Genomic DNA, 18,917 nt, shown 5'->3' with positions numbered 1-18,917 from the left:
TGTAGAGACGTTGCAATACAACGTCTCCACCCATGCACCCAAAGCCGATGAGAATTACTGCCCATTAGGAGTTGTTGGCGTTGATGGCTGAAATTGCTCAGACTCAGGCTGAGGCTCAGGATTGAGAAATTGCCGCCAAGTCTTAATTTGCTCTTGGGCGGTTGCGTAAGCGGCACTACGTCGTGGAATCAACTTAGCAGTCTCAATACCTCTAGCAATATCAGACTGACCAACAGAACGTGCTATTTCCAGTAATTGCTGACTCCATTGGTCAATAGCAAAATTCACATCCATCCGTAAGATGCTGTTGTTTGAAATGCGATCAGCCAGCCGTATTGCCTCAACCAAAGCTTCTGGTGTAGCAGCATTTGCCACTTCCTGCGCTTTCCGCCAGTTTTCTTTGGCGCTGATTTGTCCTTGCCAATCATCTATAGCCGCTTGTGCTTCACCAGAAAGCGCCCTTCCCGACGATGCAATTTGTTGAGCGGTGCTAATGGCAACTGGTAAATTGCCACTCTGAGCTAGTTCACGCGCCTGATCCAAGTAGGGCTGGTCTTGAATTTGCTGAATCTTTGCCGTCCAGTTGCGAATTTTTCTTCGCGCTTCTGGGTATAATGCACGGCCTCTACGGACTTGACTAACCTCAGCGATCGCTGCTTGCAAGGAGTTAATATCCTCGAACACTGCTATCTGTTCGGCACGTTCTAAGTAAGGCTGGTCTTCAATTGTCTCCACTTGGGCACGCCAACGACCCATCTCTTGCCTAGCTTCTGGGGCGCGAGGATTAGTAGCGGGGATCAGCTGAACTTCCGCGATCGCTGCTGTTAAATCGTTGATTGTTCCTTGGTTAGCAAGTATTCTGGCTTTTTCTAACCTGGCAACATCTTCAATTTCCAACTGCCAGCGAGCCACAAGCTCCTGTGCTTTGTTATACACTGGTCTGGAGGGGTCAATTTGTTGTGCTTGAGCGATCGCCGCCTCTAAGCCAGAAACATTACCAATCCACGCACTCCTTTGTGCCTCGCCCAAGGCGATAAAGTCATCTATTTCGGCTTGCAGTCCTGTATTTTCGGGTATTTGTCTAGCAATGTCTAAAGCATCATCTGCGTTCTGCTTATCTAGCTTTGCCTGTGCCAACTCCAGCATCTTACGTCCGAATACTGGAATGGATTCTTGAGCTTTCTGATAAAAGTAGCTATTTTGCCCAATCGACTCGGCTAGCTTGATAGCTCCTAGTAAGTTATCTACGATTTTGGTATTCGCTAGACCTTCAGCTTTTGCTAACTTATCGCCATCTTCTCGTGCCGTGGTGATTATACCATTTAATTGCTCGTACTTAGTACTCGCCCAGTATTTATTATCCACGCGCAATAATTTAGCTGCTAGCATAAACGCCGATTGCCAGCGCCTTTCTTGCAGTTCCTTTTCTGAGTCTTTGTAGATGCTTTCTGCCTTCGACCAGACTGACTGCCATTTGGAAACTTGCTCGTCTACTAATTTGGAAGTTGGCAGGTCTTCGGGTATCTTGCGAACAGTAGCGATCGCTTCTTCTAAATTCCCTGCTTGGAAACTCTGGTCTGCTAGCTGCAAAATATCCCGCGACCATTCTTCTAAGTAACGATCAATTTCTTCATGTAACGGGTGACTTTGTGGGAGTTGTTTGACTAGGGCGATCGCTTGCAACAAGTCATTGACTGTCTGCTTAGAAGCTGCCAACTGAGCACAGTGTAGGCGCACTGACGCACTAGCCAAGGGCCAAAAAATTGATGGGCAGTTTGGAGCAGATGGCAACTTAAACAGTATTGCCATTGCCAGGAAACCTATACTGCCAGGAATTAATAACGTTAGGAGTAAAGACCACAACACCCAACTTTTAATCCAGCGTGGCAGTTTTTTAGAACTACCACTGAGTGTAACAGTGTCTTCTGAATGATTATTTATAGGTAATCCTTCTGTACTAGACGCTCCGTTAACGGAATTGTTTTCTTTTCGCCGCTTCACTGAGTTAGAGGTTGAATCAGTAGCTGGGACACCAAATGCTTGAGTTTCACCTAATTGATGTGTTTGCGATAATATAGTTTTTTTATCTGCTTCTCTTGCTCTGGCTTGGGGCCAACTGTCTGGAATATCCCGCTCTGTCATCTCTCACACCAAAAATAATTGAATAGCGATCTGTTTTAAGTTGATAATTCCATTGCTGCCATAGTAACTTTCTCATGCTCAAAAAGCTACTTTTTTAATTATCTATATCCACAGATACCATTAATAATTTTAAGCTATAGTGCCCTTTTATACTTTTCTTTTAATAGGAGATTCTGTTTGTAAATCAACAATTAGCTCAGCTAATTGATCACTACTTGCCTGGTAAACTCTGCCACAAAAGTCACAAGTTGCCTCAGCACCATCATCCTTAATAATCATGTCTTGCAATTCTGCTTCGCCCAGAATCTTGAGTGCTCCCAGCACGCGATCAAAAGAGCAACCACAGTGGAAACGCAGCATTTGGCTTTCAGGAAAAATAACCAAACCCATATCGCCCAGTAAGTCATTAAAGATTTCGGTTAAAGTCTTCCCAGCTTGCAACAACGGCGTAAATCCTGCTAAAGCAGCTACCCGTGATTCCAGCGTTGCAACTAGAGCTTCGTCTCTAGCAGCTTTGGGCAACACCTGCACTAGTAACCCTCCAGCAGCCGTGACTCCACCTGCTCCCACAAACACGCCTAGAACTATGGCTGAAGGTGTTTGTTCGGAACTTACTAGGTAATGAGCGACATCATCGCCGATTTCTCCAGAAACTAGTTCCACTGTACTAGAGTAAGGATAACCGTAACCGATATCTCTAACAACGTAGAGGTAGCCACTACCTACTGCACCACCAACATCTAGCTTACCTTTAGAATTGGGAGGTAATTCCACTGATGGGTTTGCGACATAACCGCGTACCGTGCCATCTAATCCTGCATCGACTAAGATACCACCCAAAGACCCGTCGCCTTTGACTCGGACATTGACCCTCGACCCAGTTCGCTTCATATTAGAAGCCATCAACAAGCCTGCTGCCATAGTCCGACCTAGTGCTGCCGTTGCCACATAAGAAAGTTTGTGGCGCAGTCGTGCCTCTTCTGTTAAGCGTGTGGTAATCACACCTACTGCACGAATTCCACCTTCGGCTGCCGTGGCACGAATTAACTGATCCGCCATGAAAAACCTTACCAATAATGTCTTATAAAAATCCCTTGCTTTTAAGCATGGGGATGAGATTATTACCTATTATAACAAAACTTAATTTAAATATATATTTAATCAGTAGTTTATAATAATAGCATGAAGCAATTCAAACTAACAATTAATTTAGTGAATACATCTCCTGAAATAGATTTGAGCTAAACTTAAGAGCTAGCCACATCTTTGTAGCAGTCAAATTGTCATTGAATTTATAGTCTGCTGCGATTGATATTGTGGGCTGCACAGCCAAATCTAGTTAAAGCTGACACTATCTCATTAAAGTGAGTCCATCGAAACAGACTTTAGATATTGATTTTGGAATTTATTCTCAAGGGAGATAGCAACAAAGCAAGACATTGAAAAGATAGATGTAACAACAAGCATTTGATGTAGGAAAAGTGTCAAATGTCTTAACAAGATTAACTTATTGATTCTTATTTGCTCAGATAAAAAACAGAATATTGAGGAGTATTTTTTGCTGAGCTTTGTCATACTAACACTTAAAACAACAACTCACTCGGAGTGAGTATAATCTTAAAAAATGCTGGGTAACTTTCAACAAAGTCAATTAAGAATCGAAATCGAAGCGTCAGCAGATGCAATTCACGATAGTCTGGTGCATTTAAAAAAATTAGAAAAATGGCTCTTAGTGCAACGCTTTTCGCCCGGAATGCCAGAAGAATTGTTTCCAGGATTCCAGTTTACAACCTGGACTGGCCCAGTTGCTATTCGTCATCAAGTGGACATTCTAAAACCTAACTGTTTGCGCTTGTTACTAAGTGGAGGAATTGACGGGTTTCACGAATGGTACTGGGGAGAAGGTTGGGTGCAGTCCTGCTTAGAAGGAGTGTCAATTCTACCCTTGAATTTGGGTCAAACTCTAAGTTTATTGAGTTTGCGTCAGTTCTTGATAACTCCACAGCTATGAGCAATTGGATGTGCAGACAAAGAGGATTTCCTCGTTTGTCCATACTTTTTCTAAGCCAGTTTGAGACAAATAATTAATGTTTACTGACTGCTATTTCAACATGCAGCTTAGATGCTGATTACCTTAGCGATCGCACTTTACAAGAGGCCGTTTTCCATAATACCTCATTAGCTCTGATATTTGCTTAGGCTGATTTACAATCAGCTTAAGCTTTTTACAATTCATCTTCGGCAATTTTTGCGCTTCTTAACAGACTTTTTGAATCCTTAAATTGTATTTAATCTTCATCTGTTAACACTTGCTCAACTGTTAGTTATGTTATTTGCCTTTACTAATTCTGATTCGGCTTTACCACCAACACCGAACAATTAGCCTCTTCCACCACTTGACTACTCACAGAACCCAGGACAATTCTTTTCATCCCAATTAATCCACGACTACCAATTATAATTAAGTCAGCTTTGTAAATATTAGCAAGACGGATAATCTCGTCAGCAGGATCACCAGTTACTAGCTCTAATTGGCTATTAACTGACAATTGCTGCTGATAGGATTGGAGTTGTTTTTCAATATGGAAATAAGAAAGTGTTGGTGACTCTGGATGAGGACGATCAGCGGGTAGTTCCGTCTCTGAGTCTGGGTTATGAAAGACATGACAAAAGATGACTATGGTGTCTTTAGATAGCACCAAATGATCTAAAGTCTGAATTACTCGTTCTGCAATTTCTGAACCGTCCAGAGCTACCAAAATAGTCTTTAGCACTGCTCTCGTCTCCTAAAGAGTACCTCTTAATATTAAGCACTTACCAAAGGTTCTTGGCAGATACTACACCAACCAATTTCCCATTTAGAACTTAGTTTGTATAGTCGAGCCAGTGCGTTGCTATGCTTTTTCTTGGTAGCATCTGGCGTAAAGAACGCTTTCCGCAATTGCCTGAAAGGGTCAAGGGTCAAGGGTCAAGGTTTTTTGGACTTTTGACCTTTGACTCTGGACAACCTCTGGCGTTAAAAATATGACACTTGCGTAAGTCCTGAGTATAAGAAAAAAGTAAGCATAAATCACTCTTCCTGCTGAATTCGGCGTCGTACTGAATCGGCGTGAGAAGGTAAGCCTTCGGCTGTTGCTAGTGCGTCAATTGCACCAGCAACTTTTTGCAGTGCAGTTTGTGAGTATTGAATAATACTGGAGTGTTTGAGGAAAGTTTCTACCCCCAATGCCGAAGCATAGCGAGCAGCACCAGAAGTCGGCAAGGTATGGTTAGGGCCTGCTAAATAGTCTCCTACAGCTTCTGGTGTAGAGTAACCCAAGAAAATAGCTCCAGCGTGGCGAATGTGTGGAATTATTGCCCAAGGGTCTTTGACTTCTAATTCCAGATGTTCGGGGGCAAATTCATTAGATAGTTCTGCGGCTGCTTCCAGGGATTCCACAACGACAATCAAGCCGTAGTGAGCGATCGCTTTTTCTGTATCTATTCGCCGTGGGTGATCCACTAGCTGTCTTTCCACAGCTACTTGCACGTTTTTCGCCAATCCAGCATCTGTCGTCAGCAAAATCGCTGCCGCCATTGGATCGTGTTCGGCTTGGGCTAACAAATCAGCAGCGACATGCACCGGATTAGCCGTTTCATCGGCAATAATTAGTACTTCGCTTGGCCCAGCCAAAGAATCAATGCCCACTGTGCCGTAGACAAGTTTTTTCGCTAAGGTGACATAAATATTACCTGGGCCAGTAATCACATTTACTTTCGGAATCGTTTCTGTGCCATAAGCTAAAGCAGCGATCGCTTGTGCGCCCCCGACGCGGTAAATTTCTTGCACCCCTGCTTCTTGGGCAGCCACCAAAACGGCTGGGTTAATTGTTTTTCCGGCTCCTGGTGGTGTTACCATCACAACGTGAGGTACACAAGCTACCTTTGCCGGAATTGCATTCATCAGTACCGTACTGGGATAGGCGGCACGACCACCAGGCACATATAACCCCGCTCGGTCTACAGGAGTATAGCGTTTGCCCAGCACCACTTCATCATCACCAAAGTGTACCCAGCTTTTTGGTACTCGCTGACGATGAAACGCTTCAATTTGACGGCTAGCTAGCCGAATTGCCTCCATCAACTCCTTGGACACCTGTTGATAAGCCGCATCCAATTCTGAGCCTGTAACACGTAGTTCTTCAGGCTTGAGAGTTTGTTTGTCAAATTCGGCTGTGTAATGCAATACAGCTTTGTCGCCTTGGCGCTTCACTGCCTGCAACACTTCCCGCACCGTTGCTTCCTTGTGAAGCACCTGTTCATCATGGGTGCGATCGCAGATACGTTGTAGTTCTGCTCTGACGTCTGCCTGCTGAGTAATGATTCGCAGCATGGAGTAAGCACAATGCCAAAATTATAATATTCCCACCTGAGAATTAGTCTTGCTCTTTACCCACCGGGATATTGAGCTAACTTTACTCTCTTCTTTAGCTTAACTCGGATTTTTTTGATACTCCCAAGGCTGCCAGCATCTGGGTTACTTGAGAAGGCGACTACTTAATTGCTCAGTCCGACAAGCCTAGCGGGCCTCTCGGCAGGGAGCGGGTGTGCCATTCCCCCTACCCTTATATCCCACCCATCACTCCCCATAGGAGCACAGGTAGTGTGTTAATACACACAATTCCTAGGTCAAACAGGGTAAGGTCTGAGTATAATTTTTTGCTGATTTTTCTACTTTAGTAGCCAGCGGATGTACAGACACAAAATTTCTGGTCCATACAATTCAACCCCTGAACTTTAGAAGTTTACAGTTCTCGGCTTTGATACTATATCCTCTTTAGAGATGCACTGCACAATCAAGCGGTGGTAAGTTAGGTTCACTATTTATTAAGGTACTTAATTTTAACGCATTTCCCTAATTGAGCACACATATCAGTATAGATGTCAAATCTTTTTTGTTCTAACACTTAATTTGAGAAGCTGATTGTAAACTCACAAGTGGGATTTTTTAGGAAATTCTAACATTGGCAATATGGATGCTATATTAGTAAATCTAGTAGTGTGTACATATTTAATAGTCTTTTTGGAATTGACTGTGGCGAATACAAAGTCTGCTCTCAAGCGCGCCGAAATCGCAGAACGCAATCGGCTACGCAATAAAGCTTATAAATCAGCAGTAAAGACGCTGATGAAGAAATACATTAGTGCTGTTGATGTCCATACAGCTAATCCTACCCCAGAATCAAAACAAGTAGTAGAGTCTCGACTGTCTGAGGCTTTCAGCAAAATCGATAAAGCCGTCAAGCGTGGTGTTCTTCACCCCAACAATGGGGCAAGGAAAAAGTCAAAATTGGCTCACCGACTAAAACCCCTCACCAAAACAACATCTGAGTAGTTATTAGTCATTTGTCCTTAGTCATCGAACGGACAAATGACTAATGATTAATGAAAAAGGACAAGTAATGCAGTTGATAGACACCCACGTCCATCTCAACTTTGATAGTTTTGAGCCAGATTTAGCAGCAGTGCGATCGCGATGGCAACAATCAGGTGTAGTCCGTTTAGTACATTCGTGTGTTCACACTGATGAGTTTTCCAGTATTCAAGCCATAGCACAGAAGTTTCCCGAAATCAGCTTTGCCGTGGGATTGCATCCTCTAGATGCTGAAAAATGGAATAGCGAAACAGCCGAGAAAATAAAATCTTTGGCTTGTTCTGATTCTAAAGTGGTAGCAATCGGGGAGATGGGCTTGGATTTTTACAAAGCAGACAACTATGAGCAGCAGCGCATGGTATTTGAAGGACAGTTGGCGATTGCATCAGAACTTGACTTACCAGTAATTATCCACTGCCGGGATGCTGCTGTTGAAGTCAGAGAAGTGTTGCAAAAACGGCATGAACTTCAAGGAGAAAGGATACGAGGCGTGATGCATTGTTGGGGTGGAACGCCAGAAGAAACTCAATGGTTTCTCGATTTAGGGTTATACATTAGCTTTAGCGGTACAGTAACATTCAAAAATGCCAAAGCTATCCAATCTTCAGCTGCTATGGTGAGCAGCGATCGCTTACTAATTGAAACAGACTGCCCTTTTTTAGCTCCGGTTCCCAAACGAGGTGAACGACGCAATGAACCAGCCTATGTGCGTTATGTAGCCGAGCAAGTAGCCAAACTGCGTGAGGAAACAGTAGAGGCGATCGCCGCTCAAACCACCCAAAATGCTTGTGAATTGTTCGGTCTGTCACTATAAAGTGTGGCTCAGTTGCTGCTATCAGTTGTGGTCAAAAAAAATAAAAATCTATAAGGACGAAAATATGCTAATATTATTGCCTCCAAAACACTTTGCTTGCGGCATAATGATAAAGGAAGGAACCAAGAATTTCTCAGCTTGAATTTCGTGCTTTTACCGACTGTAACATCCTCCTATTCTCTACAAGCGGACGCACTTTATACAAGACTAGCCGTGCTTAACCTGGTTAATCAATGCTTTTGCTAAACATCTGTACATCGGCTTCTATGTCTTTAACCTATAGAAAATCTTTAAACAAAATTGCCTTGTGACTATAACCCAACAAGATGAAGCCATGACTATTCAGAGCCGAAAAGCTGTGGATCGCTCCCTCAGTCTGAGGGTATCACGGTGAGTATAAGTTCTGAAGTGTTATTCAAGATACGCATAACAGTGTAGATCTGCGTAAGCTAAGCTAAGGCGCTTTTTGGAGGGGAAGTGAAGAAAGCAAATCCAACTCAGGAATATCTGGATCATCTACTGTTATTGAATCAATTTTATAGCTGGATTTTAGCGATTCTGTACCCTCATCAGGGGCAATTAACCCCTTGTCAAAATCGTCTATTTCGGCTTTAATTGCTGCGTTTGCCCACACATGCAAATAGCAGGTCATGTGAGGAGAAGTTCCCAAACAGCTGCGGACACTGGCTAGGGTAGGGAACCGTCAAACAGCAGTGTCCAAGGGAAAGTATAACCAGGTTGACAAAGGTAGAGGCATGACTAACGAAAAATATATGGAACCCGCCTTTTTGTTACCCGACTTGATTGAAATCCAGCGTTCAAGCTTCCGCTGGTTTTTGGAAGAAGGGTTGATAGAAGAACTTAACTCCTTTAGTCCTATTACAGATTACACAGGCAAACTAGAACTGCACTTTTTGGGTCATAATTACAAACTCAAAGAACCAAAGTATAGCGTCGAAGAAGCCAAACGGCGGGATAGCACCTATGCCGTGCAAATGTATGTCCCCACACGCTTAATTAACAAAGAAACAGGGGAAATCAAAGAGCAAGAGGTATTTATTGGGGATCTGCCTTTGATGACCGATCGCGGCACGTTTATTATTAACGGAGCCGAGCGGGTGATTGTCAACCAGATAGTGCGATCGCCAGGAGTATACTACAAATCGGAAATTGACAAAAATGGGCGGCGTACTTATTCAGCTAGCTTAATTCCCAACCGAGGGGCATGGCTGAAATTTGAAACAGACCGTAACGATTTGGTGTGGGTACGCATCGACAAAACCCGCAAACTCTCAGCCCAAGTGCTATTGAAAGCATTAGGGTTATCAGACAACGAAATATTTGACGCCTTACGCCATCCAGAATATTTCCAAAAAACTATCGAAAAAGAAGGGCAATTCTCGGAAGAAGAAGCCCTAATGGAGTTGTATCGCAAACTACGTCCAGGTGAACCTCCTACAGTATTAGGTGGACAACAATTACTAGACTCCCGTTTCTTTGACCCGAAACGTTATGACCTTGGTCGCGTCGGACGTTATAAGCTCAACAAGAAATTACGGCTATCTGTACCTGATACCATGCGCGTGCTGACTTCCAGCGATATCTTGGCAGCCGTAGATTACCTGATCAACTTAGAATACGATATTGGTAATATCGACGACATTGATCACTTAGGCAACCGCCGAGTTAGAAGTGTAGGCGAGTTGCTGCAAAACCAAGTGCGGGTAGGCTTAAACCGCTTAGAGAGAATCATTCGGGAACGGATGACCGTATCAGATGCGGAAGTGTTGACTCCGGCTTCCTTGGTGAACCCCAAACCATTGGTAGCAGCAATTAAAGAATTCTTTGGCTCTAGCCAGTTAAGTCAGTTCATGGATCAAACCAATCCCTTAGCAGAACTGACTCACAAACGCCGACTAAGTGCCCTTGGCCCTGGCGGTTTAACCCGCGAACGCGCTGGATTTGCCGTCCGAGATATTCATCCTAGTCACTACGGGCGTATTTGCCCCATTGAGACACCAGAAGGCCCCAACGCTGGTTTGATTGGCTCCTTAGCAACCCATGCACGAGTTAACCAATACGGCTTCTTAGAAACGCCATTTAGACCTGTGGAAAACGGGCGGGTACGATTTGACGTCCAGCCTGTGTACATGACAGCCGACGAAGAGGATGACCTACGTACGGCAACTGGTGATATACCTTTAGATGAAAATGGTTACATTAAAGGGCCACAAGTACCAGTACGCTATCGCCAAGATTGGGCTACCACAACACCAGAGCAAGTTGACTATGTAGCCGTATCTCCTGTGCAAATAGTGTCTGTGGCTACCAGCATGATTCCCTTCTTGGAGCATGATGACGCCAACCGAGCACTGATGGGGTCAAACATGCAACGGCAAGCAGTACCCCTACTCAAACCAGAGCGTCCTTTGGTGGGTACAGGCTTGGAAGCTCAAGGAGCTAGAGACTCTGGGATGGTGGTTGTATCCCGTACCGATGGCGATGTCACCTATGTGGATGCCACAGAGATTCGTGTGCGCCCCAAACCCTCGACACCAGAGATTAAGTACCGACTTTCCAAGTACCAACGCTCCAACCAAGATACCTGTCTCAACCAGAAACCCCTTGTCCGTATTGGTGAGCGCGTTGTAGCAGGTCAGGTGCTAGCTGATGGCTCCTCAACAGAAGGTGGTGAATTAGCGCTGGGACAAAACATTGTCGTCGCTTATATGCCTTGGGAAGGCTACAACTACGAAGATGCGATTTTGATTTCTGAGCGGCTAGTGCAGGATGATGTATATACCTCAATTCACATTGAAAAATATGAAATTGAGGCCAGACAAACAAAACTGGGGCCAGAAGAAATCACTAGAGAAATTCCCAACGTTGGAGAAGATGCCTTGCGCCAACTGGATGAACAGGGAATTATTCGGATCGGGGCATGGGTAGAAGCTGGGGATATCTTGGTAGGAAAAGTCACCCCAAAAGGTGAATCCGACCAACCGCCAGAAGAAAAATTATTGCGTGCCATTTTCGGTGAAAAAGCGCGGGATGTGCGAGACAATTCCTTGCGCGTACCTAACGGTGAAAAAGGGCGTGTGGTTGACGTACGTTTATTTACCCGTGAGCAAGGCGATGAATTGCCACCGGGAGCCAATATGGTAGTCCGGGTGTATGTTGCCCAAAAGCGCAAAATCCAAGTGGGCGACAAAATGGCAGGACGCCACGGTAACAAGGGAATTATTTCCCGGATATTGCCAGTGGAAGATATGCCTTATTTACCAGATGGTTCAACAGTAGACATCGTACTTAACCCCTTGGGCGTACCCAGTCGGATGAACGTCGGACAGGTATTTGAGTGTTTGCTGGGTTGGGCTGGGCATAATTTGGGAGTGCGATTTAAGATTACTCCTTTTGATGAAATGTACGGTGAAGAGTCATCCCGCAGAATTGTGCATGGCAAATTGCAAGAAGCACGGGACGAAACAAGCAAAACTTGGGTATATAACCCAGATGACCCAGGCAAAATTATGGTGTTTGATGGTCGCACCGGCGAACCATTTGACCGACCTGTAACTGTGGGTGTGGCTTACATGCTGAAGCTAGTGCATTTGGTGGATGATAAGATCCACGCCCGTTCTACAGGTCCATACTCACTAGTGACCCAGCAACCCTTGGGTGGTAAAGCACAGCAAGGTGGTCAGCGATTTGGAGAAATGGAAGTATGGGCATTGGAAGCTTTTGGTGCAGCTTACACCTTGCAAGAATTGCTCACAGTCAAATCTGACGATATGCAAGGGCGGAATGAAGCACTAAATGCGATCGTTAAAGGTAAGGCAATTCCCCGACCAGGAACACCAGAATCCTTTAAGGTACTGATGCGAGAACTGCAATCACTGGGTTTAGACATTGCTGTACACAAGGTAGAGACACAGGCAGACGGTAGTTCCTTAGATGTGGAAGTGGATTTGATGGCAGACCAATCAGCCCGGCGCACTCCTCCACGACCAACATACGAATCTCTTTCCCGCGAATCGCTGGAAGAAGACGAGTAGAGAGTACTGAGTACTGAGTGCCGATTACTTAGCTTTTAGATACTCAGCAATTGGCACTTAGAACTTGGATACTTCTCTATTCAAACCTTTTAATTGAATATATTTACTCAAAACTCATAACTCAGAACTCAACACTTAAGTATGAGACCAGCCCAAACTAATCAGTTTGACTACGTAAAAATCGGTTTGGCATCACCAGAACGAATTCGGCAGTGGGGCGAGCGAACATTGCCTAATGGTCAGCTAGTAGGTGAAGTCACCAAGCCAGAGACAATTAATTACCGAACTCTGAAGCCGGAAATGGACGGCTTATTCTGTGAGCGCATCTTTGGGCCCGCCAAAGATTGGGAATGCCACTGTGGCAAATATAAGAGAGTTCGTCACAGAGGTATTGTGTGTGAGCGTTGCGGGGTAGAAGTTACCGAGTCGCGCGTGCGTCGCCACCGCATGGGCTATATTAAACTCGCCGCACCAGTAGCTCACGTCTGGTATCTCAAAGGCATTCCCAGCTATATATCTATCCTGCTGGACATGCCCTTGCGAGATGTTGAGCAGATTGTCTATTTCAACTCTTATGTTGTCCTGAGTCCAGGGAATGCCGAAACCCTAACTTACAAACAGCTACTGAGTGAAGACCAGTGGTTGGAAATTGAAGACCAAATTTATAGCGAAGATTCTCAGTTACAAGGCGTAGAGGTAGGTATTGGTGCCGAGGCGCTGCTGCGTTTACTTGCTGATATCAATTTAGAGCAAGAAGCTGAAAGCCTACGCGAAGAAATTGGCAACGCCAAGGGACAAAAGCGGGCCAAGTTAATTAAGCGACTGCGGGTGATTGACAACTTCATCGCTACTGGTTCCAAGCCAGAATGGATGGTAATGGCAGTCATTCCCGTAATTCCTCCAGATTTGCGCCCAATGGTGCAGCTAGATGGTGGACGCTTTGCCACCAGCGATTTAAATGATTTGTATCGGCGGGTGATTAATCGTAATAATCGTTTGGCACGCTTACAAGAAATTTTGGCACCAGAGATTATTGTGCGGAACGAGAAGCGGATGCTGCAAGAAGCAGTGGATGCTTTGATTGACAATGGTCGTCGGGGACGCACGGTAGTAGGAGCAAATAACCGCCCCCTGAAATCTTTGTCTGACATTATTGAGGGTAAGCAAGGACGTTTCCGACAAAACTTGTTGGGTAAACGAGTTGACTACTCTGGGCGTTCTGTAATTGTCGTCGGGCCAAAGCTGAAGATTCACCAGTGCGGTTTGCCTAGGGAAATGGCAATTGAGCTATTTCAACCATTTGTGATTAATCGCTTGATTCGCAGCGGTATGGTAAATAACATTAAAGCGGCGAAAAAACTGATATCTCGCAATGACCCTAGTGTCTGGGATGTCCTGGAAGAAGTGATTGAAGGACACCCAGTGCTACTAAACCGAGCGCCGACGCTGCACCGCTTGGGTATTCAGTCTTTTGAACCGATTTTGGTGGAAGGCAGAGCGATTCAACTGCATCCTCTGGTGTGTCCGGCGTTTAACGCCGACTTTGATGGCGACCAAATGGCGGTACACGTCCCCTTGTCGTTAGAAAGTCAAGCTGAAGCGCGGTTGTTGATGCTGGCTTCTAACAATATTTTGTCACCAGCTACAGGTAAACCCATCATCACCCCTAGCCAAGACATGGTACTGGGAGCATATTACTTAACAGCAGAAAATCCCAATGCCAAAAAAGGTGCAGGAAAGTACTTTTCTTCGCTAGATGATGTAATCATGGCTTTCCAGCAAGAGCAAATTGATCTGCACGCCTATGTCTACGTGCGATTTGATGGTGAACTGGAATCAGACCAACCAGATACAGAACCCCTGGAAGTGACAGAAAACGACGATGGTAGCCGGACGTTGCTGTATAAGTTTCGCCGAGTCAGAGAAGACGGTAAGGGAAATCTGCTTTCTCAGTATATATACACAACACCCGGACGCGTTATTTACAACAAAGCGATTCAAGAAGCACTAGCAAGTTAGGGTTCAGGGATTGGGTACTGGGAATAAATTCTTCCCAGTACCCAATCCTTAGTACCCAATCCCCAATCTCCAATGACTCAGGACTCAGGACTCAGGACTAATGACTAACGAAAAAATGATTTTTCGCAATCGCGTGGTTGACAAAGGTCAGCTGAGAAATTTAATTTCTTGGGCGTTTACGCATTATGGTACGGCGCGAACTGCGGTGATGGCAGACAAATTAAAAGATTTGGGATTTCGCTACGCTACCAAGGCAGGGGTTTCTATCAGTGTAGATGACTTGATGGTGCCACCAAGTAAGCGATCGCTCCTAGAAGCAGCAGAAGAAGAAATCCGCGCCACCGAAACTCGTTACCAACGGGGAGAAATCACCGAAGTTGAACGTTTCCAAAAAGTAATTGATACCTGGAACGGTACTAGTGAAGCTCTCAAAGATGAAGTAGTCATCCACTTCAAAAAGACTAATCCCCTCAACTCCGTGTACATGATGGCATTTTCCGGGGCGCGGGGTAATATCTCCCAAGTTCGCCAATTGGTGGGGATGCGGGGATTGATGGCAGATCCTCAAGGGGAAATTATCGACTTACCGATCAAAACCAACTTCCGCGAAGGACTCACGGTAACGGAATATATTATTTCGTCTTACGGTGCCAGAAAAGGATTGGTGGATACTGCTTTACGGACGGCTGACTCCGGTTATCTCACCCGCCGTCTAGTTGACGTATCCCAGGATGTGATTATCCGGGAATTTGACTGCGGCACTACCAGGGGAATTCCGATTCGGCCAATGACAGAAGGGGCCAAAACCTTGATTCCCCTGGCAACACGGTTGATGGGACGGGTAATTGGCGAGGATGTAGTACATCCAACTACAAAAGAAGTGATTGCACCACGCAACACCCCAGTTTCTGAGGAATTAGCAAAGAAAATTGAAAAAGCTGGAGTCGCTGAAGTATTCTTGCGATCGCCTCTGACTTGTGATGCCGCACGTTCTGTCTGTCAACACTGCTACGGCTGGAGTTTAGCCCACGCCAAGATGGTAGACTTAGGCGAAGCTGTCGGGATTATTGCCGCCCAAAGTATCGGCGAACCTGGAACTCAGCTAACCATGCGGACATTCCACACAGGTGGTGTGTTTACCGGAGAAGTGGCGCAACAAGTACGCTCTAAAATCGATGGGACTGTCAAGCTTCCCCGGAAATTAAAGACCAGAACATATCGCACCCGCCACGGGGAAGATGCCCTGTATGTTGAGGCAAATGGCATCCTGATTTTAGAACCCAAAAAAGAAGGTTCTGAAACCCTGCCTAACCAAGAGGTTCATCTTACTCAAGGTTCGACATTATATGTATTTGATGGAAATCAGGTAAAACAGGGTCAGTTGTTGGCAGAGGTGGCCCTCGGTGGACGTACAACTCGTACCAATACAGAAAAAGCCGTTAAAGATGTAGCCTCTGACTTAGCAGGGGAAGTGCAATTTGCCGAAGTAGTCCCAGAACAAAAAACAGACCGTCAAGGCAATACCACAACCACAGCCGCTAAGGGTGGCTTGATTTGGATTTTGTCTGGAGAAGTTTATAACTTGCCACCAGGTGCAGAATTGGTGGTGAAAAATGGTGATGCGATCGCCTCGAATGGAGTTCTAGCAGAAACCAAGTTAACTACTTTGCACGGCGGTGTAGTACGCTTGCCCGAAGCTACCCCTGGTAAGAGTACCAGGGAAATTGAGATTATCACTGCTTCTGTGGTTTTAGACCAGGCAACGGTGACTGTCCAAAGCTCCCAAGGTCGCAACAACTACTTAGTTTCTACTGGTAACAATCAGATATTTAACCTCCGAGCTACACCAGGCACAAAAGTGCAAAATGGTCAAGTGGTAGCTGAGTTAATTGATGACCGCTATCGCACAAACACTGGTGGATTCCTGAAATTCGCGGGCGTTGAAGTCCAGAAAAAAGGCAAAGCCAAGCTAGGTTATGAAGTGGTAGAGGGAGGCACCCTTTTGTGGATTCCCGAAGAAACTCACGAAGTAAATAAAGATATTTCCCTGCTATTAGTAGAAGATGGTCAGTTTGTCGAAGCTGGCACCGAGGTAGTAAAAGATATCTTCTGCCAAACCAGTGGCGTGGTAGAAGTTACCCAGAAAAACGACATTCTGCGGGAAGTCGTGGTTAAGCCAGGGGAACTGCTGATGGTGGACGATCCAGAAGCAGTGATTGGCCGAGATAACACCTTTGTTCAACCAGGTGAAGAATTTCAAGGAGCAGTCGCCACAGAATTGCGGTATATCCAATATGTGGAGACACCAGAAGGCCCAGCCCTGTTGAGCCGTCCAGTAGTGGAGTTTGCTGTACCGAGCAATCCAGATGTGCCATCAACTACATCTATAAGCCAACAAACTGGGCGTTCCATTCAGTTGCGGGCTGTGCAGCGACTGCCTTACAAAGATTCAGAACGCGTTAAATCTGTCGAAGGTGTGGAACTACTGCGAACTCAGTTAGTGTTGGAAATTGAGCAGGAAGGTGAACAAGACCACAATGCTTCTCCCTTAGCAGCAGATATTGAATTAATACCGGATACCGAAGATTCAGAGGTTCAACGCTTACAGCTGGTAATTTTGGAATCTTTGGTGATTCGTCGGGATATTACCGCAGATGCCACCCAAGGCAGTACCCAGACGACACTTGAGGTACAAGATGGGATCACCATCGCCCCCGCCTCTGTGGTGGCACGTACCCAAATCTTGTGTAAAGAAGGGGGTATTGTGCGGGGCGTACAAAAAGGGACTGAAAATGTGCGTCGCTGCTTAGTATTGCGGCGTGACACCGACATGATCACGATGAATACTAGTACTCAGCCCAAAGTTAAGGTGGGTGATTTGCTAGTAGAAGGCGCAGAAGTTACACCAGGAGTCTTTGCAGCCGAATCTGGGCAAGTAGTAGATGTTAAAAGTGCCCCTGCGCCATCTGCTGCTGGGGAATCGGCTCTTAGTACTAAAGAATATGCCATCACTATCCGCGTCGGTCGTCCCTACCGAGTCAGTCCTGGTGCTGTCTTGCAGATAGAAGATGGCGATTTGGTACAACGGGGCGATAACTTGGTATTGTTGGTGTTTGAACGCGCCAAAACCGGAGACATTATTCAAGGTTTGCCCCGGATTGAGGAACTGCTCGAAGCTCGTAAACCTAAAGAAGCGTGTATCTTATGTCGGCGAGCTGGCGAAGTTAAGGTAGTTTATGGTGATGGTGATGAAGCGATCGCCATTAAGATCGTTGAACAAAATGGTGTAGTCACAGATTATCCTCTTGGCCCAGGACAAAATTTGATTGTGCCAGATGGATCTCATGTGTTAGCGGGACAACCGTTGAGTGATGGGCCATCTAATCCCCACGAAATTTTGGAAATCTTCTTTAGCCTGGGTTCCGAGGATGGAGTCTATGCTTGTGCTAGCCATGCTTTGCAAAAGGTGCAAACATTTTTGGTGAATGAGGTGCAAATGGTGTATCAGTCTCAGGGGATTGATATTTCTGATAAGCACATTGAAGTAATTGTTCGCCAAATGACCAATAAAGTGCGGATAGATGATGGTGGTGACACCACCATGCTTCCCGGTGAATTGGTAGAGCTGCGCCAAGTTGAGCAGGTGAATGAAGCTATGGCAATTACTGGTGGTGCGCGGGCACAGTACACCCCCGTATTATTGGGGATCACTAAAGCATCCTTGAACACCGACAGCTTTATTTCTGCCGCGTCTTTCCAAGAGACAACACGGGTACTGACCGAAGCAGCTATTGAAGGTAAATCTGACTGGCTGCGCGGGTTAAAGGAAAACGTGATTATCGGACGATTGATCCCGGCTGGTACTGGTTACAATGCCTATGAAGAACCAGGCGCGATCGAAGACTATGCTGCTCTTGACAGTAGTAGTGTCTTGGATGAGGTGGATGACCCTCTAGATATGGTTCTGGATGACCGCACAGCTCGCACCTATAATTTAGATTCTCCTTCCCTTGGTGAATCTGGATTTGGCAGCAGACGTGCAGAAAGGTCAATTCTAGATGATGAAGATGAGTTGATTGCTGATGAAATCACCGACCTCGTAGAAGAAGATGAAGAGGAAGATTACGAGGAAGACGAGGAAGACGATTACGACGAATAAAGCTGAAAGGTAAACGCTAAAAAGTAAAAAGGCAAAAGAAAATTTTCTTTTGCCTTTTTTGGTTCAAAAGTTTTTAGGTGTGACACATGTATGCGAGAAGTTGGCTCTAACTAAAATCGGCGCTAGCGCTTATTATTTGTTCACAGACTCTTAAACTGTGTCAAACTTTATAATTCTTAATCGTGTCAGCTTCCTCCTATAGCTGACAGAAGTCCCACAATCCCATAGGCTGATCTTAAAGTGGGTTTCATTGCAATGCCCACTCTACAAGCAACGAACTATTTGGTGTAGTCTACTCAATGGAAAACTACTGTA

The 18,917-nt window shown here is 45.4% G+C and carries 11 protein-coding genes; 6 read left to right on the top strand and 5 right to left on the bottom strand.

The window, feature by feature from the left end; all coding sequences use genetic code 11:
- Positions 1–54: 54 nt before the first annotated feature.
- Both IQ246_RS03895 and hslO read right to left on the bottom strand, forming a co-directional pair.
- Complete coding sequence (locus IQ246_RS03895; protein ID WP_194000278.1) at positions 55–2,142, bottom strand: chromosome segregation ATPase; 2,088 nt, start codon at positions 2,140–2,142, stop codon at positions 55–57.
- Positions 2,143–2,289: 147 nt separating this feature from the next.
- The gene (hslO, locus tag IQ246_RS03890; RefSeq protein ID WP_194000276.1) at positions 2,290–3,201 is read right to left on the bottom strand and encodes an Hsp33 family molecular chaperone HslO; all 912 of its coding nucleotides are present in this window, start codon (positions 3,199–3,201) and stop codon (positions 2,290–2,292) included.
- 565 nt (positions 3,202–3,766) lie between these two features.
- Between hslO and IQ246_RS03885 the strand changes: the two genes are divergently transcribed.
- A complete protein-coding gene (locus IQ246_RS03885; RefSeq protein WP_194000274.1) occupies positions 3,767–4,153 on the top strand; it encodes a hypothetical protein in 387 nt (128 codons plus the stop codon).
- 331 nt (positions 4,154–4,484) lie between these two features.
- On the opposite strand, the gene IQ246_RS03880 is transcribed toward IQ246_RS03885, so the two are convergent.
- Both IQ246_RS03880 and hisD read right to left on the bottom strand, forming a co-directional pair.
- On the bottom strand, positions 4,485–4,916 hold the full coding sequence (locus tag IQ246_RS03880) for a universal stress protein (protein WP_194000272.1): 432 nt from the start codon (positions 4,914–4,916) through the stop codon (positions 4,485–4,487).
- 296 nt (positions 4,917–5,212) lie between these two features.
- The gene (hisD, locus tag IQ246_RS03875) at positions 5,213–6,514 is read right to left on the bottom strand and encodes a histidinol dehydrogenase (protein WP_194000270.1); all 1,302 of its coding nucleotides are present in this window, start codon (positions 6,512–6,514) and stop codon (positions 5,213–5,215) included.
- 702 nt (positions 6,515–7,216) lie between these two features.
- Here hisD and rpsT point away from each other — a divergent pair.
- Complete coding sequence (rpsT, locus tag IQ246_RS03870; protein ID WP_194000354.1) at positions 7,217–7,516, top strand: 30S ribosomal protein S20; 300 nt, start codon at positions 7,217–7,219, stop codon at positions 7,514–7,516.
- A 67-nt stretch (positions 7,517–7,583) separates the two neighbouring features.
- On the top strand, positions 7,584–8,369 hold the full coding sequence (locus IQ246_RS03865) for a TatD family hydrolase (RefSeq protein ID WP_194000352.1): 786 nt from the start codon (positions 7,584–7,586) through the stop codon (positions 8,367–8,369).
- A gap of 454 nt (positions 8,370–8,823) precedes the next feature.
- Here IQ246_RS03865 and IQ246_RS03860 read toward each other — a convergent pair whose 3' ends face one another.
- On the bottom strand, positions 8,824–9,021 hold the full coding sequence (locus IQ246_RS03860; RefSeq protein ID WP_194000268.1) for a hypothetical protein: 198 nt from the start codon (positions 9,019–9,021) through the stop codon (positions 8,824–8,826).
- Between the two features lie 103 nt (positions 9,022–9,124).
- Between IQ246_RS03860 and rpoB the strand changes: the two genes are divergently transcribed.
- From rpoB to IQ246_RS03845, 3 genes are all read left to right on the top strand, one after another.
- Positions 9,125–12,424: a DNA-directed RNA polymerase subunit beta gene (rpoB, locus tag IQ246_RS03855; protein ID WP_194000266.1), complete on the top strand. Its 3,300-nt coding sequence runs from the start codon at positions 9,125–9,127 to the stop codon at positions 12,422–12,424.
- A gap of 141 nt (positions 12,425–12,565) precedes the next feature.
- Positions 12,566–14,443, top strand: coding sequence for a DNA-directed RNA polymerase subunit gamma (locus tag IQ246_RS03850; protein WP_194000264.1), 1,878 nt, complete (start codon positions 12,566–12,568; stop codon positions 14,441–14,443).
- Positions 14,444–14,543: 100 nt separating this feature from the next.
- Positions 14,544–18,602 carry a DNA-directed RNA polymerase subunit beta'' gene (locus IQ246_RS03845; protein WP_194000262.1) on the top strand — a complete coding sequence of 1,353 codons (4,059 nt, stop codon included), beginning with the start codon at positions 14,544–14,546 and terminating at the stop codon, positions 18,600–18,602.
- The last annotated feature ends 315 nt before the right edge of the window (positions 18,603–18,917 follow it).

It is taken from the genome of aff. Roholtiella sp. LEGE 12411 (genome assembly GCF_015206995.1).
In the GTDB taxonomy this organism is placed as follows: Bacteria; Cyanobacteriota; Cyanobacteriia; order Cyanobacteriales; family Nostocaceae; genus Komarekiella.
The sequence above is the reverse complement of the archived record's forward strand: the minus strand, read 5'-3'. Positions and strand labels throughout refer to the sequence as shown.

Bases quoted from the DNA above. Each gene is read 5' to 3' on its own strand.
- IQ246_RS03885 (WP_194000274.1), top strand. From the start codon at position 3,767: ATGCTGGGTAACTTTCAACAAAGTCAATTAAGAATCGAAATCGAAGCG.
- IQ246_RS03895 (WP_194000278.1), bottom strand. From the start codon at position 2,142: ATGACAGAGCGGGATATTCCAGACAGTTGGCCCCAAGCCAGAGCAAGA.
- hslO (WP_194000276.1), bottom strand. From the start codon at position 3,201: ATGGCGGATCAGTTAATTCGTGCCACGGCAGCCGAAGGTGGAATTCGT.
- hisD (WP_194000270.1), bottom strand. From the start codon at position 6,514: ATGCTGCGAATCATTACTCAGCAGGCAGACGTCAGAGCAGAACTACAA.
- rpoB (WP_194000266.1), top strand. From the start codon at position 9,125: ATGACTAACGAAAAATATATGGAACCCGCCTTTTTGTTACCCGACTTG.
- IQ246_RS03850 (WP_194000264.1), top strand. From the start codon at position 12,566: ATGAGACCAGCCCAAACTAATCAGTTTGACTACGTAAAAATCGGTTTG.
- IQ246_RS03845 (WP_194000262.1), top strand. From the start codon at position 14,544: ATGACTAACGAAAAAATGATTTTTCGCAATCGCGTGGTTGACAAAGGT.
- IQ246_RS03865 (WP_194000352.1), top strand. From the start codon at position 7,584: ATGCAGTTGATAGACACCCACGTCCATCTCAACTTTGATAGTTTTGAG.
- IQ246_RS03860 (WP_194000268.1), bottom strand. From the start codon at position 9,021: ATGACCTGCTATTTGCATGTGTGGGCAAACGCAGCAATTAAAGCCGAA.